Source organism: Streptomyces lydicus, assembly GCF_000717345.1.
GTDB classification, from domain to species: domain Bacteria; phylum Actinomycetota; class Actinomycetes; order Streptomycetales; family Streptomycetaceae; genus Streptomyces; species Streptomyces lydicus.
This window is the reverse complement of sequence record NZ_JNZA01000032.1, coordinates 44,280-67,606: the sequence shown is the minus strand read 5'-3', so window position 1 is coordinate 67,606 and position 23,327 is coordinate 44,280. Positions and strand designations below refer to the sequence as shown.

At 72.8% G+C, this 23,327-nt stretch carries 16 protein-coding genes; 11 read left to right on the top strand and 5 right to left on the bottom strand.

Translation table 11 applies throughout. From position 1 onward, the window contains the following. Positions 1–56: 56 nt before the first annotated feature. Positions 57–2,453, bottom strand: a complete 2,397-nt coding sequence (locus OO62_RS27015) for a SpoIIE family protein phosphatase (protein ID WP_033270197.1) — start codon at positions 2,451–2,453, stop codon at positions 57–59. A 158-nt stretch (positions 2,454–2,611) separates the two neighbouring features. On the opposite strand from OO62_RS27015, the gene OO62_RS27010 reads away from it, so the two are divergent. Further along, positions 2,612–3,391, top strand: coding sequence for a VOC family protein (locus OO62_RS27010; RefSeq protein WP_033270196.1), 780 nt, complete (start codon positions 2,612–2,614; stop codon positions 3,389–3,391). A gap of 32 nt (positions 3,392–3,423) precedes the next feature. Here the strand turns inward: OO62_RS27010 and OO62_RS27005 are convergent, their stop codons facing one another. Both OO62_RS27005 and OO62_RS27000 read right to left on the bottom strand, forming a co-directional pair. Continuing rightward, the gene (locus tag OO62_RS27005) at positions 3,424–6,222 is read right to left on the bottom strand and encodes a type 1 periplasmic-binding domain-containing protein (protein ID WP_033270234.1); all 2,799 of its coding nucleotides are present in this window, start codon (positions 6,220–6,222) and stop codon (positions 3,424–3,426) included. Between the two features lie 169 nt (positions 6,223–6,391). After that, positions 6,392–7,891: a S1 family peptidase gene (locus tag OO62_RS27000; protein WP_063739055.1), complete on the bottom strand. Its 1,500-nt coding sequence runs from the start codon at positions 7,889–7,891 to the stop codon at positions 6,392–6,394. Between the two features lie 359 nt (positions 7,892–8,250). On the opposite strand from OO62_RS27000, the gene tdh reads away from it, so the two are divergent. The 4 genes from tdh to OO62_RS26980 all read left to right on the top strand — a co-directional run bounded on the left by tdh (position 8,251) and on the right by OO62_RS26980 (position 12,975). Continuing rightward, positions 8,251–9,279 (top strand): L-threonine 3-dehydrogenase, encoded by a 1,029-nt coding sequence (gene tdh, locus OO62_RS26995; RefSeq protein WP_033270194.1) that lies wholly within the window; start codon positions 8,251–8,253, stop codon positions 9,277–9,279. A gap of 42 nt (positions 9,280–9,321) precedes the next feature. Next, on the top strand, positions 9,322–10,584 hold the full coding sequence (locus tag OO62_RS26990) for a glycine C-acetyltransferase (protein ID WP_033270193.1): 1,263 nt from the start codon (positions 9,322–9,324) through the stop codon (positions 10,582–10,584). Between the two features lie 35 nt (positions 10,585–10,619). Beyond that, positions 10,620–11,528, top strand: a complete 909-nt coding sequence (locus OO62_RS26985) for a LysR family transcriptional regulator (protein ID WP_033270192.1) — start codon at positions 10,620–10,622, stop codon at positions 11,526–11,528. Between the two features lie 94 nt (positions 11,529–11,622). Further along, positions 11,623–12,975, top strand: coding sequence for a chloride channel protein (locus tag OO62_RS26980; RefSeq protein ID WP_033270191.1), 1,353 nt, complete (start codon positions 11,623–11,625; stop codon positions 12,973–12,975). An 11-nt stretch (positions 12,976–12,986) separates the two neighbouring features. Here the strand turns inward: OO62_RS26980 and OO62_RS26975 are convergent, their stop codons facing one another. Next, positions 12,987–14,018: a PHP domain-containing protein gene (locus tag OO62_RS26975; RefSeq protein WP_033270190.1), complete on the bottom strand. Its 1,032-nt coding sequence runs from the start codon at positions 14,016–14,018 to the stop codon at positions 12,987–12,989. Positions 14,019–14,781: 763 nt separating this feature from the next. Here OO62_RS26975 and OO62_RS26970 point away from each other — a divergent pair. The 5 genes from OO62_RS26970 to OO62_RS26950 all read left to right on the top strand — a co-directional run bounded on the left by OO62_RS26970 (position 14,782) and on the right by OO62_RS26950 (position 21,719). Beyond that, the gene (locus OO62_RS26970) at positions 14,782–14,994 is read left to right on the top strand and encodes a hypothetical protein (protein WP_033270189.1); all 213 of its coding nucleotides are present in this window, start codon (positions 14,782–14,784) and stop codon (positions 14,992–14,994) included. A gap of 201 nt (positions 14,995–15,195) precedes the next feature. After that, complete coding sequence (locus OO62_RS26965; protein ID WP_033270188.1) at positions 15,196–16,002, top strand: biotin/lipoyl-containing protein; 807 nt, start codon at positions 15,196–15,198, stop codon at positions 16,000–16,002. Further along, entirely contained in the window at positions 15,999–18,287 is a 2,289-nt protein-coding gene (locus OO62_RS26960; RefSeq protein WP_033270187.1) for an NHLP family bacteriocin export ABC transporter peptidase/permease/ATPase subunit, read from the top strand. The genes OO62_RS26965 and OO62_RS26960 overlap by 4 nt, the downstream gene beginning before the upstream one ends. Before the next feature lie 10 nt (positions 18,288–18,297). After that, positions 18,298–21,177 (top strand): NHLP bacteriocin export ABC transporter permease/ATPase subunit, encoded by a 2,880-nt coding sequence (locus tag OO62_RS26955; RefSeq protein ID WP_033270233.1) that lies wholly within the window; start codon positions 18,298–18,300, stop codon positions 21,175–21,177. Between the two features lie 83 nt (positions 21,178–21,260). Then, positions 21,261–21,719, top strand: coding sequence for a cyclic nucleotide-binding domain-containing protein (locus tag OO62_RS26950; RefSeq protein WP_033270186.1), 459 nt, complete (start codon positions 21,261–21,263; stop codon positions 21,717–21,719). Between the two features lie 127 nt (positions 21,720–21,846). On the opposite strand, the gene OO62_RS26945 is transcribed toward OO62_RS26950, so the two are convergent. Next, positions 21,847–22,704, bottom strand: coding sequence for an alpha/beta fold hydrolase (locus OO62_RS26945; RefSeq protein ID WP_033270185.1), 858 nt, complete (start codon positions 22,702–22,704; stop codon positions 21,847–21,849). Positions 22,705–22,804: 100 nt separating this feature from the next. On the opposite strand from OO62_RS26945, the gene OO62_RS26940 reads away from it, so the two are divergent. After that, positions 22,805–23,215, top strand: coding sequence for a winged helix-turn-helix transcriptional regulator (locus OO62_RS26940; RefSeq protein ID WP_033270184.1), 411 nt, complete (start codon positions 22,805–22,807; stop codon positions 23,213–23,215). The last annotated feature ends 112 nt before the right edge of the window (positions 23,216–23,327 follow it).

The window sequence follows — 23,327 nt, the reverse complement described above, 5'->3', positions numbered from 1 at the left end:
GGGACTGCCTCCGAACACCCGCACGACGTGCGCCGGACCCGGCCCCGTGCACCCCCTCAGCCGCCCGTCCGCGGGGCACCGGGATAGTCCGGCGGAAACGCCTGCTCGGTCCAGATCGTCTTGCCGTACGGCGTGTAGCGCGTCCCCCAGCGCTGCACCAGCTGCGCCACGATGAACAGGCCCCGGCCGCCCTCGTCGTCGCTGGCCGCGTGCCGTAGGTGCGGCGAGGTGTGCCCGGTGTCCGAGACCTCGGTCAGCAGCGTCCGGTCCCGCAGCAGCCGCAGGTGCAGCGGCCCCGACGCGTGCCGTATTGCATTGGTGACCAGCTCGCTCACCGCAAGTTCGGTGGTGTACGTCAGCTCCTCCAGGCCCCACTCGCGCAGCTGCCGGGTGGCCAGCTCCCGGGCCCGGCCGACCGCCGCCGGCTCGGCGGGCAGCTCCCAGGCCGTCACCTGCCGGACGCCCAGCTCGCGGGTGCGCACCAGCAGCAGCGCCGAGTCGTCGGCGCCCGGCCCGTCCGGCAGCAGTTCGGCCAGCGCGCGGTCGCACAGCTCGTCCAGCGGTCTGTCGTGATCGGTCAGCACCTGGCCCAGCGTCCGCAGCCCCCGCTCGATGTCCCGGTCGCGGCCCTCGACCAGCCCATCGGTGAACAGCGCGATCAGGCTGCCCACCGGCAGTTCGATCTCCAGCGACTCGAACGGCAGGCCCCCGAGCCCCAGTGGTGGGCCGGCCGGCAGCTCCGGGAAGGACAGGCCGCCCCCCGGCTCGACGACGGCCGGCGGAAGGTGGCCGGCCCGCGCCATGGTGCAGCGCCGCGAGACCGGGTCGTAGACCGCGTACAGGCAGGTCACACCGGTGGCCACATCGTCCGGGCCGGCGTCCGCACTCTGCCCGACCAGGTCGTCCAGCCGGCTCAGCAGCTCGTCGGGGGAGAGGTCCAGCTGCGCCAGCGCGCGCACGGTCGTCCGCAGCCGCCCCATCGTCGCCGCCGCCTCCAGGCCGTGGCCCACCACGTCCCCGACGACCAGTCCGACCCGCGTACCGGACAGTCCGATCACATCGAACCAGTCACCGCCCACCCCGGCCCGGTCGTCGCTGGGCAGGTACCGGTAGGCCAGATCCACCGCGGACTGCTCGGGCAGGTGCTGCGGCAGCAGATTGCGCTGGAGGGTCAGTGCGGCGGTGTGCTCGCGGGCGAAGCGGCGCGCGTTGTCCAGGGACACCGCCGTGCGGGTCACCAGCTCGTCGGCGAGTGCGATCTCGCCCTTGTCGAAGAACGCCGGCTCTCCCTCGCGGGTGAAGGTGACCAGCCCCATCGCGGCGCCGCCCGCCCGCAGCGGCACGACCATGGTGCTCTCCCCGCGCACCATCCCCCCGGACGACAGGCTGCGGTACGGCAGCGAGCCCGGCGGGTACGCGAGGCGGTACGGGTCGTGCGGCGACGCGTCCGGCGGGTCGCCGGCCGAGCGGGTGGCGACGCGGACGAGGGTGGGCAGGGCGCCGTCGCGCGGCCCCGGCTCCTCGCCCGCCAGCACCGACTCCACCAGGTCGACGGCCACCAGGGAGGCGAAGTCCGGCACCGCCACCTCGGTCATCTCCCGGGCGGTGACGGTCATGTCGAGGGTGGTGCCGATCCGGCGGCCGGCCGCCACCAGGAGGTTCAGCCGGCGCTGGGCCCGATAGCGGTCGGTGATGTCGAAGGCGTCCTCGCACACCCCGAGCACCTGCCCGCGGGCGTCGAGCAGCCGGTAGTAGGAGCAGGACCAGACGTGCTCGGGGCCCGGCTCGGAGGGCTGCTGCCCCACGAAGTGCAGATCGAGGACCGGCTCACCGGTGTCCAGGACCTGCTGCATCACCCCGTCCAGCGTCCGCGGATACCCCTCGGTCACGAACTCGCCGCCCGGGTACAGCGCCTCGGCCCGGACGCCCAGGAAGTCCTTGAGCGGCAGCCCGATCTCCCGGATGAACGCGGCATTCCCCCAGGTCAGCCGCAGGTCGGTGTCGTAGATGCCCAGACCGACCGGGGACTGGGTGGCCAGCCCGCCGAGCATCGACTGCTGGGATTCCCACAGCTGCTGCTCGGCCAGCGGGGCCGCCACCACGATGCGGGCCGGCACGCCCTCGGTACCGGACTCCGGCATGTTCAGCCGGCAGGTGGTGAGCGCCACCTCCAGCAGCCGGCCGTCGCGGTGCCGGGCCGTCCGGACCTCGATGCCGCTCAGCGAGGCTTCCGGCGGCCGTCCGGCCCCCGCCCGACCGGATACCTCGGCGGCCGGCAGAAAGGTCCGCAGCGGACGTCCGAGGACCTCCTCCGGCGGGTAGCCCAGCAGCTGCCGGGCCGCCGGGCTCCACCCGATGACCACGTCATGGGCGTCCAGAACCGCAGTGGCCGCCCTGGTGACGTCGAGGGGACCACGGAATTCGGCGCTCTCCACCGCGTTCCATGCGTTCATGGCATCAACCCAGCCCGGTTCCGTATGTACAGCATCGATCCTGATCAAGACCGGCACAACTGCGCTGCCCCGCGGGGTGCGCCCTTGGTGCGGCCCCGCGGGGTCGCTGGCACAGTGGGAGGGGCGCGAAGGGGGCGAAGCAACAGGAGGCAGATGTCATGTCGGCCCATGGCCTCGCGACGCCGGGCCGCGGTGCTCCGTGCTGGGTCAGCCTGCTGGCCCGTGACCTGGGGGCCGCGCAGGACTTCTACTCCGCCGTCCTGGGCTGGCGGTTCCGGCCGGCCAGCCTCGGCGAGGAGTTCTCCGTCGCCGTGGCCGACGGGCAGCCGGTGGCCGGCATCGGCGCGCTCGCCCAGAGCTACCGGATCGCCGTGGCCTGGACCTCGTACTTCGCGGTGGACGACGCCGACCTCACCGCGGACCGGATCCGCGAGCGCGGCGCGACCGTCGCGGTCGGCCCGCTGAAGCTCGGCCCCGGACGCGCCGCCCTGGCAGCCGACCGCGACGGCGCCACATTCGGCTTCTGGGAGGGCCAGCGGCTGGCCTGGTCGGTCGGGCAGGGCAATGCCCCCGCCCGTCTGGAACTGCGCACCCGGGACGCCTTCGAGGCCGCCATCTTCTACGCGGAGGTCTTCGATTGGGCCTCGGGCGAGCCGGGCGGCTGCGAGGTGACCTACGAGCACGACCAGGTGGTCGTCCACGACGGTCCGCACACCGTCGCCACGCTGCGCGGCGGCGCCGTCGAGTCCGCCCCCGACCCGCGGGTACGGCCCCGCTGGGACGTCCACTTCCCGGTCCGCGACATCGAGAAGGTGGCGGCCGTGGCGGTGGCCGCCGGCGGCACCGTCACCCCGGTGACCACCACGGCCGACGGCGAGGGCCGGCAGGCCGTCGTCCGCGACCCCGACGGCGGCCTGTTCACCGTCACCTCGACCTGACCGCGCCGGCCTGACGGTGTGTCACCTCTCGGTCAGCGGCCCTTCTCCGGCTCCAGCGGCGGGCACCACGACGACTGCGTCCGCCCGCCGACCCGGCCGCAGAACCCGGCCTGCGTCGGGTGGCCGGTCCCGTCGATGTGCTGCACCGACAGCAGCTTGTCCAGCGGGACCTGGCGGTCCACGTCCCCGCCGAAGCTGATGATGCCGCTCGCCCCGTCGAGCGCCTCGTCGCCGTGCACCCCGCTGATCGCATGCCACACCGCGGGCGGCGTCAGCGGCATCTGCGCGGCCTCCTCCCGCAGTTGCTTGACCGCGTTGACGTACAGCTTGACCGCGTCGAAGCCGAGCGCCGCATGGCCGTCCAACGAGGAGTTGGGGATCTTCGCGCACTCGTCGTGGAAGATCCGGCTCAGCTCCGCGTACAGCTCGCTGCTGCCGTCGCAGCGCGCCGAGCCGAGCGTGAAGTCCAGGAAGTCGTACGGGATCCCGGGGTAGTGCTCGCGGCGGTCCGCGTCGGCCGCCAGCCGCGCCACGTCGTCACCGCCGAGGAGCGCCGGCGGAGCGGAGTTGCAGGACTCGTTGATCCCGCCGAGCAGCGACTCGAAGTCCTCCGCGCGCCCGGCGAAGAACACCACACCCCGGTAGGAGCAGCTGCGCTGGCCGACCGTCCCCGGCCCCGGGGCGTCCGACGAGGGCTCCCGGCCCGGCGGCGGGGGCGGGGTGAACGGGGTCCGCTCCACCGCGAACCCGCGGGCCTTGAAACGCCGTGCGACATCGTCGCTGAGGGTCCTGCTGTAGGTGTCGGTGGGGTCGGCCGAGCCGATGATCCGCACCTGGCGGGCCGGTTTCCTCCCGTCCCGGGCCACCACGTGATCGGCGTACGCGGCGGCGACGTCCGCCTCCCGGGTGTTCTGCGGCGACACCTGGAAGTACATGGGTGACTGCCGCACCAGGGAATCCGCGGACAGGGTCGTGGCCACCATCGGCAGTCCCACCGCGGTCAGCTTGCGGATCGTCCGGTTGGTCGCCTCGCGGCTCTGGTCGAGCCCGGTGACCCCGACGATCGACGGGTCCTGCTGCTTGAGCGCGTCGAGGATGTCCACCACCTGGGTGCCGAAACGCATCCCCGAACCGGCGTTGGCGGGGAAGATCCGCAGGATCGGTTCGGTCGCGCCGGTGCTGCGCAGCTGCCGGGACTGGGCGCTCGCCGCGCCCTGCAGCGCCTCGCGCCCGTAGGCGAGCTGGCCGGCCGGCTTCCCCGAGACGCTGAGCAGCGCGGAGAGGTGGACCAGGGTGACGAACGGGCGCTCCGGGGACGCCTTGTGGGCCTCGTCGGCGCGGGCGTTCTGGGCGTAGACGGTCTGCAGGGTGTTGTCGAGCGACGGGTCGGGGGAGTGGAAGGTGAAGCCGTACCGCGCCACCCCGATGCACTCGCCGGTCGGTGCGGTGCGCAGGGTCTGCGCGTCGTCGTCGAAGCGGCCCAGGCCGCAGTGCGCGTCCCGGAAGCCGCTCTCGGTGCGCAGCACCAGACCGGCGGCGCCCAGCAGCGCGACGGTCACCGCGCAGGCCGCCACCACGGACGTCACCCGGCGCGCCCACAGCGGCGGTTCGGGGATCCGCAGCCGGGCGTCCTGGGCGACCTCCAGCCGCCGCGTCAGCTCGTAGGTCTCATGGGACGACGGCATCAGCGGCGGAATGCTGACCGGCAGGTACCAGGGCGCGCGGTTCCGGGCCCGGCCCTGGTGCAGGAAGGTCTCCCGCCAGCCGCCGTACAGCCGGTCGGTGAGCTCCCACAGGGACCTGTGCCCCCAGTCCTCACGGACCTCGGAGCCCTCGGCGGGCGGTTCGGCACCGCAGGCGATGACCAGCAGCGGGTCGAAGGCGCCGGTCTCGTTGCGCACGTCGATGATCGTCCGCAGCAGCGGATAGCCGCAGTTGTCGGGGCCCAGACCGTCCAGCAGCGCCACGCAGTAAGCGGTCCGGCGGGCCGTCCGGGGCCGCCAGAAGCGGCGGCGGAACGCGACCCGCAGGTCCTCCAGGAACGCGTTGACCATTAACTTCCGCAGCTGCTCGGGGTCTTCGACCTGGTTGTGCGGGGTGGTCAGCCGCTCGGCGAACCCGGTGAAGGTGCCCGGGTCGCGCGGTGCGAGATACGGCTGGTTGAGCAGCCAGCGGTACGCGCAGCCCAGCCCGCGGCGCACCCGGAACCACGCGAGCGGGAAGACGTGCACCGCGAACAGCCACACCCACCAGGGCACCTTGCCGTCCACCGCGAGTTCGGTCTCCGGGGAGCGCAGCAGCCCGAACAGCCGCCGGCGCCGGAACTCCCGCTCCCGCAGGGCCTGGAGCAGCGAGTGGTCGTTGCCCTCGACGTCGCCGGGGTGGCTGGGCCCGCCGCCCGCGCCGACCTGCGTCAGCCAGTTGACCAGGCCGAAGCGGCGGAACCGGACCCGCCCGTCGCTGCCGTTGACGCCGAGGGCGAAGCCCTGCGCCAGCCGCTCCAGGGTGCGCCGCACCGCCTCGACGGAGTCGGGGGGAGCGGGAGCGGCGGGGTCGGGGCCGGACTCCAGGTCGTGCAGGACGTGCGGTACCCGGCGGGGGTCGGCGTGGCTGAGGAAGTAGCTGATCCCTTTGGCGAGCCGGGTGTGGTCGTCCCCGGCCACCAGGCAGACCACCGGCAGCCCTTCGCGCCCCTGCGCCACGCCACGGTGCCGCACTGGTTCGGGGCACTCGCGACGCCGGGGCCTGCGCACCAGATCGGCTGTCAGACGGAGCAGATGCCCGGCTCCGCGGAAGACGGGGATGGGGGAATCGAGTTCGTTCGACGCCATGGTGCCCCTGAGCAAGGGTCGGAGTAGGGCCGGTATTCTGACACCGCTCCGCCGGCGGTCGCTATGGTTCCGCCGCACTCAGGGGCCCCGTACTCCCCGCCGGCCCCGCCCGCCGTCGTCAGGGGGACGGGCGGGACCGTGCGGAGTGCGAACCTCCTTTTTCCTGCGGTCAGTTGAGCGAGTCGCCGGCCGCCGCACCGGGGTCCTGGGCGCCGGTGCCCGGAGCCTCCGTGCCGGGGTCCTGGGTGCCGGCGTCGCCGGCACCGGCGTCCCCGGCGCCCGCGTTCGCCGCCCCCGCGTCGCCGGCGCCCGCGCTGCCCGCACCCGCGTCGCCGGCGCCGCCGTCCGCGGCACCCGCGGCGCCGCCGCCCTGGTCCCCGCCGCCCGCGGCGCTGCCGCCCGCGTCACCGCCGCCACCGCCGCCGGCGCCGATCTCCGCCCCGGTGGCCTGCAGGGCGTCGGTGACCGGCTGGAAGAAGGTCTCGCCGCCCTGGGTGCAGTCGCCGCTGCCGCCCGAGGTCAGACCGACGGCCGAGTCACCGGAGAACATCGAGCCGCCGCTGTCGCCGGGCTCCGCGCAGACGTCCGTCTGTATCAGGCCGTTGACGATGTCGCCGTTGCCGTAGTTCACCGTGGCGTCCAGGCCGGTGACGGTGCCGTCGTGCAGACCGGTGGTGGAACCCGACCGCTGCACCTTCATGCCGACCGCGGCCTCGGCGGCCTTGGTGATCGCCTGGGTGCTGCCGTTGCCGAGGTCGACCGCGCTCTGCGGCTGGGCCCCCGGGTCGTCGTAGGTGACCAGCGCGAAGTCGGTCTTCGGGAACTGGGAGTCGGCCACCGTGCCCAGCGGCTGCCCACCGCCCTGGTCCGCCGACCAGGTCTTGGAGTCGTTGCCGCAGTGACCCGCCGTCAGGAAGGCGGGCGCGCCCTTGACCGTCACGTTGAACCCGAGGGAACAGCGGGCGTTGCCACCGAAGATGGCACTGCCGCCCACCGGCCCGGCCGCCGCACCGCCCCCCTGGCCGCCGCCCTGGCCGCCGCTGTTCGCCGCGCTCCCGCCGGCTCCGCCGTTGGAGTCGGCCGAACCGTTGGCGTTCCCGTTGGCATTGCCGTTCGCGTTGCCGTTGGCGTCGCCGTTCGCCGCGCCGCCCATCGCCCCCCCGTCGAACCGCTTGAACTCGCCACGGGACCGCTTGACGGTGACCATGCCGGCACCCATCTGGTCGGTCACCTTGCTGAGCGTGGCCATCTTGGTGCCGGTGACCGTCTTGTCGGCCAGCACCACGATCTTGTTGGTCTTCGGATCGATCGACCACGCCGTGCCGGGCACCGAGGCGTTGTTCCGCAGCGTCCGCGCACCGGCCTTGAGCGCGGTCAAGCTGTTGTGCACGACCTTGGCGACCGCGCCCTTGGCCCGCACGCTCGTCGCGTCGTCCTCGGAAAGGACGTTCATGACCAGGTGACCGTTCGCACCGTCCAGGTACCAGCCGGCGGCCTGGTCCCCGAGATCGGCCTTGAGAGCCGTCGCCACCTGGGTGGCCGCAGGGGCGCTGAAGGTCCGCAGGGCCGCGGGCCGGTCCGTGCTCGCGTTGGCGTTGGGGAGCAGGATCGCCGCGCCCGCGATGGCGGCCGCGGCCGCGCCGGCGATGGCGCCCGTCCGCTTGTTCACATGTCGGTGGCTCAATTCACTGACCTCCAGGGACGCACAGGAACGATGCACACGGGAAGCCGAGGTGCGTCGCGTCAGCACCCGTGTGAGGTTGCATCCAGTCCTACGTAGCGCCGTCCGCCCCGGTCTCAGGGGCACTCAAGCTGTGATGAATTCCGTCGTTCGCGGCTGCGACGTCCTACACTCCCGGCCCGCCCGCTCCCCACCCGCGCACGAGACGGGCGTAAAGGTCAGCTGTGACCGCATTTAAGAAAACCTCGATGGACCTGGCGGTCGAGGTACGGAAGATTTCCTGAACGAAGATCGGGTGGCCGGTATGCGCCCCCGGCAGGTCACTTTTACGTACGGGAGCCGTCGCGGTGAAGGCACTGGTCAAGCAGAAGGCGGAGCCGGGACTCTGGCTCACGGAGGTGCCGGAGCCGTCCGTCGGCCCGGGCGACGTACTGATCAAGGTGCTCCGCACCGGCATCTGCGGCACCGATCTGCACATTCGCGCCTGGGACGGCTGGGCCCAGCAGGCCGTGCACACCCCGCTGACCCTCGGCCACGAATTCGTCGGCGAGGTGGTGGGGACCGGCCGCGACGTGACCGAGATCAAGGCCGGCGATCTGGTCAGCGGCGAGGGCCACCTCGTCTGCGGCAAGTGCCGCAACTGCCTCGCCGGGCGCCGCCATCTGTGCCGCGCCACCGTCGGCCTCGGCGTCGGCCGGGACGGCGCCTTCGCCGAGTACGTGGCGCTGCCCGCCACCAATGTGTGGGTGCACCGCGTCCCCGTCGACCTCGACATCGCCGCGGTCTTCGACCCGTTCGGCAACGCCGTGCACACCGCGCTGTCGTTCCCGCTGGTCGGCGAGGACGTCCTGATCACCGGCGCCGGACCGATCGGCATCATGGCGGCGGCCGTCGCCCGGCACGCCGGCGCCCGCAACGTCGTGATCACCGATGTCAGCGAGGAGCGCCTGGACCTGGCCCGCAAGGTCGGCGTCAGCCTCGCGCTCAACGTCGCCGAGGCGACCATCGCCGACGGCCAGCGCGAACTGGGCCTGCGCGAGGGCTTCGACATCGGCCTGGAGATGTCCGGCCGGCCCGAGGCGATGCGCGACATGATCGCCAACATGACCAACGGCGGCCGGATCGCCATGCTCGGTCTGCCCGCGCAGGAATTCCCCGTCGACTGGTCCCGGATCGTCACCTCCATGATCACGATCAAGGGCATCTATGGCCGGGAGATGTTCGAGACCTGGTACGCGATGTCCGTACTGCTCGAAGGCGGTCTCGACCTCGCGCCCGTGATCACCGGCCGCTACTCCTACCAGGACTTCGACGCCGCCTTCGACGACGCCGCCAGCGGCCGCAGCGGCAAGATCATCCTCGACTGGACCGCCTGATTCCCGGCTCGGTTCGCCCTACCGCCACCCAAGGAGCACCCCATGTTTGACGCCGTGCGTGACGAACTGCGCACCACCCTCGACGAGATCCGCGCCGCCGGCCTGCACAAGCCCGAGCGCGTCATCAGCACCCCGCAGTCCGCCACCGTCGCGGTCACCGCGATGGGGTCTCCCCTGCTCGAGCGAAGCCGAGAGGCGGGGGAGAGCAGCCCCGGCGAGGTCCTCAACTTCTGCGCCAACAACTACCTCGGCCTCGCCGACCACCCCGAGGTCGTCGCCGCCGCCCACGAGGCGCTCGACCGCTGGGGCTACGGCCTCGCCTCGGTCCGCTTCATCTGCGGCACCCAGGAGGTCCACAAGGAGCTGGAGCAGCGGATCTCCGGGTTCCTCGGCCAGGAGGACACCATCCTGTACTCCTCCTGCTTCGACGCCAACGGCGGCGTCTTCGAGACCCTGCTCGGCCCGGACGACGCGGTGATCTCCGACGCCCTCAACCACGCGTCCATCATCGACGGCATCCGGCTGTCCAAGGCTCGCCGCTACCGCTACGCCAACCGCGACATGGCCGACCTGGAACGCCAGTTGAAGGAGGCCACCGAAGGGGGCGCCGGCCGCACCCTGATCGTCACCGACGGCGTCTTCTCGATGGACGGCTACGTGGCACCCCTGGACGAGATCTGCGATCTGGCCGACCGCCACGGCGCGATGGTGATGGTCGACGACTCACACGCGGTCGGCTTCGTCGGCCCCGGCGGCCGCGGCACCCCCGAGCTGCACGGCGTCATGGACCGCGTCGACATCATCACCGGCACCCTCGGCAAGGCCCTCGGCGGCGCCTCCGGCGGCTACGTCGCGGCCCGCGCCGAGATCGTCGCCCTGCTGCGCCAGCGCTCGCGCCCGTACCTCTTCTCCAACTCGCTCGCCCCGGTGATCGCCGCCGCCTCGCTGAAGGTGCTCGACCTGCTGGAGTCGGCCGGCGAGCTGCGCGAGCGGCTGCAGGCCAACACCGCGCTGTTCCGCTCCCGGATGACCGCGGAGGGCTTCGACGTCCTCCCCGGCGACCACGCCATCGCCCCCGTCATGATCGGCGACGCGGCCGAGGCGGCCCGCATGGCGGAGCTGCTCCTGGAGCGCGGGGTGTACGTCATCGGTTTCTCCTACCCGGTCGTCCCGCAGGGCCAGGCGCGGATCCGCGTCCAGCTGTCGGCCGCGCACTCCACCGAGGACGTCAACCGCGCGGTGGACGCCTTCGTGGCCGCGCGGACCGCCATGGCGGCCGAGACGGGGGCCGCCGCCGCGGGGTGACGCCACCCGCGCGGCCGGCCTGCGAAAATAGCCACATGATCGAAGCACGCCGGCTGCACATCCTCCGTGCGGTGGCCGACCACCGCACGGTCACCGCCGCGGCCGCCGCGCTCTACCTCACGCCGTCAGCGGTCTCCCAGCAGCTGGCGGCGCTGGAGCAGGAGACCGGGCACCGCCTCGTCGACCGCAGCGCCCGCGGTGTGCGGCTGACCGCCGCGGGCGACATCCTGCTCACCCACGCCAACGCCGTCCTCGCCCAGCTGGAACGCGCCGAGTCCGAGCTCGCCGCCTACGGCTCGGGCGAGGCCGGCACGGTCACCGTCGCGGCCTTCGCCACCGGCATCGGCCTGGTGGTCGCGCCCGCGCTCACCGCGCTCGCCCGTTCCGCGCCCGGCATCCGGGTCCGCGTCCAGGACGCCGAGGGCGACGCCAGCCTGCGGATGGTCCTCGACCGGCAGGTCGATGTGGCGGTGGCCGTCGAATACCGGGGCGCGCCCCGCGCGGACGACCCCCGGCTGACCCGCGTCCCGCTCTACGCGGAGCCGTTCGACGCGGTCCTGCCCACCGGGCACCGGCTCGCCGCGACGCCTCAGGTAGCGGTCGCCGCGCTCGCCGACGACCTCTGGATCGGCCCCTACCCCGGCAACCCCTGCCATGACGTGGTCGTCCTGGCCTGCGAGAACGCCGGCTTCCAGCCGCGGCTGGAGCACTCCTCCGACGACTTCCGCGCGGTCGTCGCCCTCGCCTCGGCCGCGGCGGGCGTGGCGCTCGTGCCGCGCTCGGCGCTGCGCGACGTGGACCTCACGGGAGTGGTGGTCCGGCCCGTCGACGGAGTCGCGCCCACCCGCCGGGTGTTCGCCGCGGTACGCCGGGGAGCCGAGGACCATCCGCTGTTCCGCCCGGTGCTGGCCGCGCTGCGGGAGGCGGCGGCCCCGCAGGGGTGACGCGACGGCGTTCGGGTGGCGCGGACCGCGTCCTGCGCACCGGCCGGGTCCGGCCGTGGCACGCTCCTCGTGGCGGCGGCGAGGAGGCGAGGCGATGGCGGTCGGCCCCACCGGCCCGGGCGGCGGGACACCTCCCGGTGTGCCCCAGGACCCCTACGCGCCGGCCCGCACCCGCGGCTATCTGAAGCTGCTGCTGATCGCGGCGGTGATCGGCGTCCCGGTCTGCGCGGTGGCGTTCGGCTTTCTGGCGCTGGTGCACGAACTGGAACCGCTGATCATGCAAGCGCTGCCCCGGGCGCTGGGCTTCGCCGGGACGCCGTGGTGGTGGCCGGTGCCGATGCTGGTGGTGGCCGGCCTGCTGGTCGGGCTGACGGTCCGCCACCTGCCGGGCCACGGCGGCCATGAGCCGGCCGACGGGCTGGCGCTCGGCGGCGCGCCCGCACTCTCCGCGCTCCCCGGCATCGTCCTCGCGGCCCTGGCCTCCCTCAGCTTCGGTGCGGTGCTCGGGCCGGAGGCGCCGCTGATCGCGCTCGGCGGCGGGCTGTCCGCGGGCGCCGCACGGCTGGTGGGCCGGGGCCTGCCGGAGCGGACCGTCGCCGCGGTGGCGGCCGCCGGCAGCTTCGCGGCGGTCAGCGCGCTGCTCGGCTCCCCGCTGCTGGGCGCGTTCCTGCTGATGGAGGTGGCGGCGCCGGTCGGCCCGATGCTGGGCGCGCTGCTGCTGCCCGGCCTGCTCGCGTCCGGCGTCGGCGCGCTGATCTTCACCGGGCTGGGGGACTGGACCGGACTCGGTACGTACTCGCTCGCGCTGCACGACATCCCCAGGGCCTCCGGACCGACGCTCTCGGAGTTCGGCTGGGCGCTGGTCATCGGGCTGGCCGCGGCCTGCTTCGGGGGCGGCGTACGGCGGCTCTCGCTGCTGCTGAAGGAGCGGGTGGGGCGGCACCGGGTGCCGATGACGGTGGCGATGGGCCTGGTGGTCGGGGCGCTGGCGGCCGGGTTCGCCCTGGCCACCGGCAAGCCCGCGACCGAGATGCTCTACTCGGGGCAGTCGGCGCTCGGGTCGCTGTTCCGGGACAGCGCCGGCTACTCGGTGGGGGCGCTGCTGCTCCTCGTGGTGTGCAAGGGCCTGGCCTACTGTGCGTCGCTCAGCGCCTTCCGGGGCGGCCCGATCTTCCCGGCGCTGTTCCTCGGCGCGGCCGGCGGGGTCATCCTGTCCCACCTGCCCGGACTGTCGCTCACCGCGGGCTTCGCGATGGGCGTCGGCGCGCTGGGGGCGGCGATGCTCAGACTGCCGATGACCTCGGTGCTGCTGGCCACGCTGCTGATGGGCAGCAACGGACTGACCGTCATGCCGCTGGTCATCGTCGCCGTGGTCGTGGCGCACGTCGCCGCGCTGCGGCTCACCCCGGCGACGGCACCGGCCGCGCCCGCGCCGTCCGCCGGCTGACCGGTCCGGGCTCAGCCGTGCGGGGTGCGGCCCGTACGGGTCCAGGTGGCCAGCTGGCGCTCCGTCCAGGTATTGATGACCCGCTCCGCAGGGACGCCGCACTCCTCGGCGCGGGCGCAGCCGTAGAACTGCCAGTCCAGCTGGCCCGGCGCATGGGCGTCGGTGTCGATGGAGAACAGGCAGCCCGCGTCCAGGGCACGGCGCAGCAGCCGGCGCGGGGGGTCCAGCCGCTCCGGGCGGCAGTTGATCTCCACCGCGGTGCGGTGCTCCGCGCAGGCCGCGAACACCTCGTCGGCGTCGAACTGCGACTCGGGGCGCGGTTTGCGGGTGAGCAGCCGTCCGGTGCAGTGCCCGAGCACGTCCACCAGCGGGTTGCGCACCGCGGCGAGCATCCGCCGCGTCATCGGGCCCTTGTCCATCCGCAGTTTGGAGTGCACCGAGGCCACCACCACGTCGAGCCGGTCCAGCAGCTCCGGCTCCTGGTCGAGCGTGCCGTCGTCGAGGATGTCGCACTCGATCCCGGTTAACAGCCGGAACGGCGCCAGCGCTTCGTTCACCTCGGCGACCAGCGCCAGCTGCTCCCGCAGCCGGTCGGCGGACAGCCCGCGGGCGACGGTGAGGCGGGGGGAGTGGTCGGTCAGCACGCACCAGGCGTGGCCGAGGTCGCGGGCGGTCCTGGCCATCTCCTCGACCGGGCTGCCGCCGTCCGACCAGTCCGAGTGCGTGTGGCAGTCCCCGCGCAGCGCCCGCCGCAGCCGCTGCCCCTGCTCTCCGTCGACCAGCGGCCCGCCCGCCTCGTCCTCCAGGCGGGCCAGATACACCGGGCGCACTCCCGCGAACGCCTCTTCGACCACCCGGGTGGTTTTGGGGCCGAGCCCCTTGAGGCGGGTGAGGGTGCCGTCCTCGGCGCGCCCGCGCAGCTCGTCGTCGGACAGCTCCCGGATCGCCGCGGCGGCCGTACGGAACGCCTGTACGCGATAGGTCTCCGCCCCCTGCCGCTCCAGCAGGAAGGCGATCCGCTCCAGCGCCTCGACGGGCTCCACGTGCGGCTCCTTCCCGGTGCGCCGGCCCAGGTCTCTTTCACGGTGCCCCAGCCGGGGGACGGCTGCCACCGGGGGTGGTACCGGCGGTAAATCACCTATTTCCGCCGAGTCGGAAGCCGTGCCGTTATGCGGTTATGTCCGTTCTCGGGCCGGTCGATCCGATTGCTTCGGAAAGACGCACGGTTAGTGCTGATCATTCCCTGCAAGGTGTGCACGGCGTGTAATACCGCCCCGGGAACTTCGGATGAATCGGGCGCGGTTAAAACTCGCGCAAAGCTCCCGCAACATTCGATGAAGGGCGTCGGGTAGCGGGCGCGCCGATCTTCCGGCCATCGGGTGAATCGGTGCCGTAAAAATTGACGGCCTTCAAAAAACCTCCACATCGAATGCTCAGTCAGGGCACGGCTGTCGGAGACGGTTCCCCCTGCTGACCTGCGCCTCATCGGTTTGGTGCGGGAATGTCCAGTTCGCCGAAGGTGGCCGGGACGCTTTGGTGGAAGTGAAACCGAAGAAGTTGTGAAGAAGCTGCCACCGATTCATGGATGTGCGTGCACGACACGTAATTCAATGGTGCGATGACACCCGGATCGACGGTTGTCCGATTAGCAGGGCAACGGGCCTGCATGCTTTGATCCTTCACACCGCGGAAGTCGCACTGGGGTTCTCAGTCTTGAGGGTCCCGGCGACCGCTGCCGCGGCCGGACCGCCCTGCCGGGCGACTCGGTCGCAGCTATTTTGAGATATGTATCCGAAAGGAATCACCATGCGCGAGATTCAGACCCAGGAAATCGCTGACAGCGAGCTCGACAACGTGGCCGGCGGCCTCGTGGGCAACCTGGCCGGCACCGCCACCTCCACCGTTGACGGCGCCACCGGCCTCAACGTCGGCGGCACCCTGGGCACCGTCACCGGCACCGTCGAGGGTCTGACCGGCGTCAACACCGGCCAGGTCACGGGCCTCGTCGCCGGTCTCTGAGACCCACGGCAGGTCGGCATCCCCTCCTTGCCGACATGCCGGCCGGCTGCCCCGGAACCGCCTGGCCTTCGCCGGGTTCCGGGGCACCCGGCTGCCGAGCCCCGGACAGGCCGCCGTAGGCTCGGCTCCACCGCGGCAACCGGGGCGAGCCGCCCCGTCCGCGGTGTCCTGACAGATCGTTGCAGTTGAGGGAAGAGTGTCGTGCAGTTCCGTCAACAGGCCCTTTCCAAGCTGCAGTCGCCGGAGGAAATGGATCTTCCGGTGCGCTTCGCCCGCCCCCAGGGCTGGCTCGTACTGATCGTCACGGTCGCCGTGCTGATCGGCGCGTCCTTCTGGGCGGTGACCGGCACCGTCTCCTCCACGCTCAACGCCCCCGGCATCCTCACCCACGGCCAGGGCAGCTACATCCTGCAGAGCCCCGTCGCGGGCCAGGTCACCGCCGTCCTCGCCGAAGAGGGCCAGCGGGTGGCCGCCAACACCCCGCTGCTCAGGGTCCGGACCGACCGGGGCACCACCGTCGTGCGCAGCCTCGCCGCCGGCCGGCTGACCACCATGGTCGCCACCATCGGATCCGTCGTCACGACCGGCGCGGACGTCGCCTCCGTCGAGCGCGTCGCGCACCGCGGCGACCCGCTGACCGCGACCCTGTACGTCCCCGCCGACAACGGCGCCAGCGTCCCCGTGGGCGGCTCGGTCGACCTCACCGTGCAGTCCGTGCCCAGCCAGCAGTACGGCGTGCTGCGCGGGCGGGTTAAGGCCGTCGGCCGCACCGCCCAGACCCGCCAGCGGATCGGCGCCTACCTCGGCAGCAGCCAGCTCGGTGAGCAGTTCTCGAAGTCCGGGCCGCCCGTCGCGGTCCTGGTGCAACTCGAACCGGCGCCGCACAACAAGTCCGGCTACGCCTGGTCGACCTCCGGCGGCCCGCCCTACGCCGTCGACTCCATGACGCTGGCCAGCGGCGCCGTCCACCTGGCCGCGCAGCACCCGATCGATTGGCTGCTGCCGTGACCGCACCGAACGACTCCGCGGCCCCGCAGGCGCAGCTGCCGCCGCCCGGCCGCGGCCGCCACCGCCCCGAGCCCGCGCCCGGCGCCCGCCGCACCCGCCGTGCCGCGCCGCCCGCCCCCAAGCCCAAGAAGGCCAGGACCGTCCGCACCCCCACCGTCCTCCAGATGGAGGCCGTGGAGTGCGGCGCCGCCTCCCTGGCCATGGTGCTCGCCCACTTCGGGCGCCATGTGCCGCTGGAGGAGCTGCGGATCGCCTGCGGCGTCTCCCGCGACGGCTCGCGCGCCAGCAACCTGCTCAAGGCCGCCCGCAGTTACGGGCTCCAGGCCAAGGGCATGCAGATGGAACCGGCCGCGCTCGCCGAGGTGCAGGCCCCCGCCATCCTCTTCTGGGAGTTCAACCACTACGTCGTCTACGACGGCACCGGCCGCCGCTTCGGCCGCCGCGGCGTGTACATCAACGACCCCGACAAGGGCCGCCGCTTCGTCCCGACGGAGGACTTCGACACCAGCTTCACCGGTGTCGCGCTGGTCTTCGAGCCGTCCGAGAGCTTCCGCAAGGGCGGCCGCAAGCCCGGCGTGCTGAGCGCGGTGCCCGCCCGGATGCGCGGCACCACCGGCACCCTGCTCGCCGCCCTGCTCGCCAGCCTGCTGCTGGTCGCGGTCGGCGCCGCGGTGCCCGCGCTGAGCCGTACGTACATCGACATGTTCCTGATCGGCAACCAGACGTCGCTGCTGGGGCCGCTCTTCGCGTCGATGGCCGCGATGGTCGCGCTGACCGCCGTACTGACCGGGCTGCAACAGGCCAACCTGCTGCGCGGCCGGATCATCTCCTCCACCCTGACCAGCGCCCGCTTCCTGCGCCACCTGCTCAGACTCCCGGTCACCTTCTTCGCCCAGCGCAGCCCGGCCGACCTCGTCCAGCGGCTGCAGTCCAACGACGCGGTCGCCGAAACCCTGGCCCGCGACCTGGCCGCGGCGGGCGTCGACGGCATCGTCGTCGTCCTCTACGCCTTCCTGCTGTGGAGCTACGACCCCCAACTGACCGTCATCGGCGTGGGCATCGCGCTGCTCAACGTCGTCGCGATGCGCATCGTGGTGCGGCTGCGCGCCACCCACACGGCGAAGCTGCGGGCGGACAGCGCCCGGCTGACCAACACCGCCTACACCGGCCTCCAGCTCATCGAGACGATGAAGGCCACCGGCGGGGAGAACGGCTACTTCCGCCGCTGGGCCGGCCAGCACGCCACCACGCTGGAGGTACAGCAGCGGCTCGGCGTTCCGAGCGCCTGGCTGGCCGTGGTCGCCCCCACCCTCGCGACCCTCAACAGCGCGCTGATCCTGTGGATCGGCGGCATGCGGGCGGTCGAGGGCCACATATCCATCGGCCTGCTGGTCGCCTTCCAGGCGCTGGTGACCCGCTTCACCGCGCCGCTGACCCGGCTCAACGGCGTCGCCGGCCGAATCCAGGACTTCGCCGCCGACGTGGCCCGCCTCAAGGACGTCGAGTCCTTCCCCGCCGACAGTCTCTACGCCCGCCCCGGCTCGGACGCCGACACCCGCCGGCTCAAGGGCCACGTGACGCTGGAGGACCTCACCTTCGGCTACAGCCCGCTGGACAAACCGCTGCTCAGCGGCTTCTCGCTGACCGTCGGCCCCGGCCGGCAGGTGGCCCTCGTCGGCGGCTCCGGCAGCGGCAAATCCACCGTCTCCCGGCTGATCTCCGGCCTCTACAGCCCCTGGGAAGGCACCATCCGCATCGACGGCCGGCGCCTGGAGGACCTCTCCCGCAGCGCGCTCGCCGCCTCGGTGTCCTTCGTTGACCAGGACGTCTTCCTCTTCGAGGGCACCGTCCGCGACAACGTGGCGCTGTGGGACCCCTCGATCCCGGACGACGCGGTCATCACCGCCCTGAAGGACGCCGCGCTCTACGACGACGTCATAGCCCGGCGTCCCGACGGCATTTACAGCCGCGTCGAGCAGGACGGCCGCAACTTCTCCGGCGGACAGCGGCAGCGACTGGAGATCGCCCGCGCCCTGGTCCGGCGCCCCAGCATCCTGGTCCTCGACGAGGTCACCAGCGCCCTGGACGCCCGGACCGAACAGATCATTATGGACAACCTGCGGCGGCGCGGCTGCGCCTGCGTCGTCATCGCCCACCGGCTGAGCACCGTCCGCGACAGCGACGAGATCGTGGTCCTCGACCACGGCGTGGTCGTCGAACGAGGCCGGCACGAGGACCTGGTCGCCGCCGGGGGCGCGTACGCCGAGCTGGTCAAGGAGCACTGACGTGGCAGCCATGTCGTCGTCCCCGTCGTCCCCGTCGCCGGTCCCCGCCGCGGGGCCCGGCGGGACGGACGCGGTGACGCAGGCCCTGGGCGGCCTCGGCGCGCCCGTCCACTGCGCCGGTCTGCGCAGCGTCCCCCTGGAGGGGCCGCACGTGCTCTGGCTCGTCACCGGGGGCGCGCTCGACCTCTTCGCGGTCGACGCCGCCGCCGAGGGGCACTGGCACTTCCTCGGCCGGCTCGAAGCCGGCACCCTGCTGCTCGGCCCGGTCGACGGCCCCCAGCACACCCTGCTCGGCCGCCCCTCGCAGGACTGCGGGCTGCGCCGGATCCCGCTGCGCGAGCTGCCCCGCCACGACTACGGCGCCTACGGGGAGTACGGGGACACCGGGTCCTACCCGCAGTACGCCACCCAGGCCGAGCAGCCCTCCGCGCTGGAGCACGCCGTCGCCCTGGGCACCGCCCGCAGCCTGGGGGTGCTGTTCGAGGCGCCCCTGGACGGCCGGCCCGGCGACGAGGCGGTCGCCGACGACGACGTGCTGTGGATGCCGGTCCCGCCCGGCAGCGTGCAGTACGGCGCCTCCTACAGCGCGGAGGCGGCCGCCGATCTGCTGATGGACCCCGACCTGTGGCAGCGGATGGTCAATCAGCAGTACCGGCTGCTGTCCGCCGTCGACCGCTGGATCGAGCAGCTGGAGCGTGCCCACGAGGACCGCGCGGCGGCCGGCATCAAGGCCGGCGAGGCGGTCCGCGAGCGCGCCGACCAGGCCCTGCTGGCGTCCATCGGCCGCCAGGACCGCTCCGGGCGGGGCGGCGACGCCACCAACCGGGCCGGTGACGACGCCACCTTCGAGGTCTGCCGGGCGGTGGCCGAGGCGGCCGGGATCACGCTCACCGCACCCCCGCGGGGCGGGGCCGTCAACGACCGGGTCAGCCCCGTGGAGCGGATCGCGGTCAGCTCGCGGATCCGCACCCGCGCGGTGCGGCTCACCGGCTCCTGGTGGCGGACGGACGCCGGCCCGCTGGTGGGCCATCGCGCCAAGTCCGGTGCCCCCGTCGCGCTGCTGTGGCGCCGCGGCCGCTACGAGGCCGTGAACCCCGCGTCCGGGCTGCGCATCCGCGTCGGCAAGGACAACGCCGACGAGTTCGAGTCGCGCGCGGTGATGTTCTACCGCCCGCTGCCGGAGCGGCCGATGAGCATGTGGCGGCTGATGCGCTTCAGCCTGCGCGGCAGCCGGAAGGACGTCCGCAACCTGGCGCTCAGCGGCCTGGTGGCGGTCGGCCTCGGAGCGCTCGTCCCGATCGCGACCGGCAAGGTGCTCGGCGTGTACGTACCGGCCGCCGAGCGGAGCCTGATCGTCCAGGTGTCCCTGGCCGTCATCGTCACCAGCATCGTCTCGGCCGCCTTCATGCTGCTGCAGAACCTCACCGTGCTGCGGATGGAGGGCCGTATCGAGAGCGCGCTCCAGCCGGCCGTCTGGGACCGGCTGCTGCGGCTGCCGACGAAGTTCTTCACCGAGCGCTCCACCGGCGAGCTGGCCAGTGCCGCGATGGGCATCAGCGCCATCCGGCGGGTGCTGTCCGGCATCGGGCCGGTGGCCGTGCAGTCCACGACGATCGGCGCGATGAACCTCGTCCTGCTGCTCGTCTACAGCGTGCCGCTGGCACTCGCCGCGCTCGCCATGCTGCTCGTCATCGGCGCGGTCTTCCTCGCCATGGGACTGTGGGAGCTGCGCTGGCAGCGACGGCTGGTCAAGCTCGGCAACAAGCTCAACAACCAGGCGTTCCAGACCCTGCGCGGGCTGCCCAAACTGCGGGTCGCCGCCGCCGAGAGCTTCGCCTACGCGGCCTGGGCGAGGGAGTTCGCACGCTCCCGGGAACTCCAGCAGAAGGCCGGCCGGATCAAGAACCTGACCACCGTCCTCAACGCGGTCTACCTGCCGATCTGCTCGCTCACCATGTTCATGCTGCTGGCCGGGCCGGCCCGCGGCACCATGTCCGCCGGCTCCTTCCTCACCTTCAACACCGCGGTGACCATGCTGCTGACCTCGGTCACCCAGATCACCGGTGCCTGTGTCGCGGCCGCCGCCGCGGTGCCGATGTTCGAGCAGATCAAGCCGGTGCTGGACGAGGCACCCGAGGTCCGCGGCGCCAGCGCCCAGCCCGGCGTCCTCTCCGGCGGCATCGAGGCCAAGAAGCTCTCCTTCCGCTACACCGACGACGGCCCCCTCGTCCTCGACGACGTCTCCTTCCAGGTCCGGCCCGGCGAGTTCGTCGCCGTGGTGGGCCCGAGCGGCTGCGGCAAGTCCACCCTGCTGCGGCTCCTCATCGGCTTCGACAAGCCGACCTCGGGCAGCGTCGTCTACGACGGCCAGGACCTCGCCGCGCTCGACCAGGCCGCGGTCCGCCGCCAGTGCGGCGTCGTCCTGCAGAACGCCCAGCCGATGACCGGCTCCATCCTGGACTGCATCTGCGGCGCCGAAGCCTTCACCCAGGAGGAGGCGTGGGCGGCCGCCGAGATGGCGGGCCTGGCCGAGGACATCAAGCGGATGCCGATGGGGCTGCACACCATGATCTCCGGCGGTGGCGCGATCTCCGGCGGCCAGCGGCAGCGCCTCATGATCGCTCAGGCGCTGGTCCGCCGTCCCCGGATCCTCTTCTTCGACGAGGCCACCAGCGCCCTGGACAACGAGACCCAGCGCATCGTCATCGACAGCACCCGCCAGCTCAGCGCCAGCCGGCTGGTGATCGCCCACCGGCTGTCCACGGTCATGGACGCCGACCGGGTGATCGTCATGGAGGACGGCCGGATCGTCGAACAGGGCGCACCGGCCGAGCTGCTCGCCGACGCCGGCGGCCGGCTGCACGACCTGGTGCGACGTCAGATGACCTGACCCGGCCCGCCCGGCCGAGCCGGTCCCACCGTCCCCGTAAATCACCGCATATGTTGCACAGCAGCCAGCGGACGGAGGATGAGATGGCCACAGCGAGAAATCTCTTCGAGGCGGTGCCACCCGACCGGCGCCAACGGCTGACCGACCTCGCCCGCGAGGTGTCGCTGCCGCGGGCCACCCGCCTCTTCGAGGAGGGCCGGCGGGCCGACCGGTTCTGGATCATCCGCAGCGGACAGGTCGCGCTCGACCAGCACGTCCCCGGCCGGCGCGCGCTGGTGGTGGAGACCCTCGGCCGTGACGAACTCCTCGGCTGGTCCTGGCTGTTCCCGCCCTACCTGTGGCACCTGGGCGCACAGACCGTCGGCCCGGTCGAGGCGGTGGAGTTCGACGCCGCCCTCGTCCGCGCGCTGTGCGAGTCCGACGCGGTGCTCGGCCGGGCCATGTACCGCTATGTGGCCGAGACGGTCGCCGACCGGCTGCACGGCACCCGCACCCGGCTGCTCGACCTCTACGGCCCCCAGGGCGTCGAGCCCGACGACTGAGAGGGCGCGCGGACAGGCGGCGGACACCGGCACTCCGCACCGTGCGCAGCCCGCCCCGGCGGTCCTGGACGTCACCGCTGGGACGAACGCCCGCACCGCCGACCGTGATCCCCCGGCCCCGCTCCGGTCACTTCGGCAGGTCGGCGGAGAGGAAGGGAGCAAGGAGCGCGAACAGCGCGTCGGGGCGGTCGAGGGGGATGAGGTGGCCGCAGTCCTGGAGATGGTGTCCGACCAGGTCATCGGCGAAGGGACGGAGCTGGCGTTCGAGCCCGGTGCCGACGGGGTGAGAGCCGACGGCCATGGTGGGCATGGTCAGCCGAGCCGTCGCGACGGCGTCCTGGATCTGCTGCGCGCTGAGGGGCAGGGCCCGGTAATAGGAGAACGCGCAGCGCAGGGCCGCACTCCCGGTGTACGCGTGGACGAAGGCGGCACGGATGGCGTCGGGCACTCCTCGCCCGAGCGTCCCCGAGTCGAGGAACCAGTCGATGTACGGGGCCTCGTTGCCGGTCAGGACGGTCTCGGCGAGGCCGGGGACGGCGTGGAAGCCGAACCACCACGGGGCGCCGCCGGCGACGACGTGCTCTGCTCCGGGCAGTCGGCCGAGCAGTGCCTCCATCACGACCAGGCGCCGGACCAGGCCGGGTCGGCGCAGCGCGAGCAGGACGGCGGGGGCGGTGCCCGCGTCGATGCCGACCACCGCTGCCGAGGGCTCGCCGAGTGCGTCGAGAAGCCCTTCGGCGTCGGCGGCGAGGGTGCCTGCGTCGTACCCCTCGGTGGCACGTGCACTGGCACCGAAGCCTCGGAGGTCCGGGGCGATGACCCGGTACCGCCCGGCCAGTCGGCCCATGATGCCGCTCCAGAGTTGCCAGGTGTGCGGAAAGCCGTGCAGCAGGAGAACCGCGGGTCCGTCCCCGGCGATGGCGACATTGAGCCGGACGCCGTTCGTCGCGATGCGGCGCAGGTGGAGTGCGGTGGTGACGGGCATGACGGCTCCTCCGGGTGGTTACCATTGGTGACCACACAACGATAGGTAACTGCCCGACCGCTTCCCAGAGGGCACTTTCACGGAAGGTGGTGAGCCACAGGTGACCACCCGAGGGGCCCGGGCCGCCGGTCGCGGGGTACGCGGCGATCTGTTCGATCCCCATTGCCCGACACGGCAGTTGCTGGACCGCATCGGTACGAAGTGGACATCGATGGCCGTCAAGACGCTCGCCGATGCCGCACCGGACGAGGTGCGCTTCGCGGAGCTGAGACGCCGGATGCCCGGCGTCTCGCAGAAGATGCTGTCCGTGACGCTGCGCAGCCTGACCCGCGACGGGCTGGTGTCGCGCCGGGTCGAACCGACCGTGCCGCCGCGGGTCTTCTACCACCTCACCGGACTCGGCCTGTCCCTGGAATCCGCGCTTGCGGGGCTGCGGACCTGGGCGGAGGAGCACATGGCCGAGATCGACCGCGCCAACGAAGCAGCCGACCAGGAGGCCGACGAGGGGTAGGCAGCCGCGGGCGGAAAAGGACGCACCGCCCCGGAACCGCCGCCCGGGCCCGGCCGACTACCTGTGCCGGGTCGCGCCCGCGGCCCCGCCGGCCCGCCAGTGGGCCGGTGAA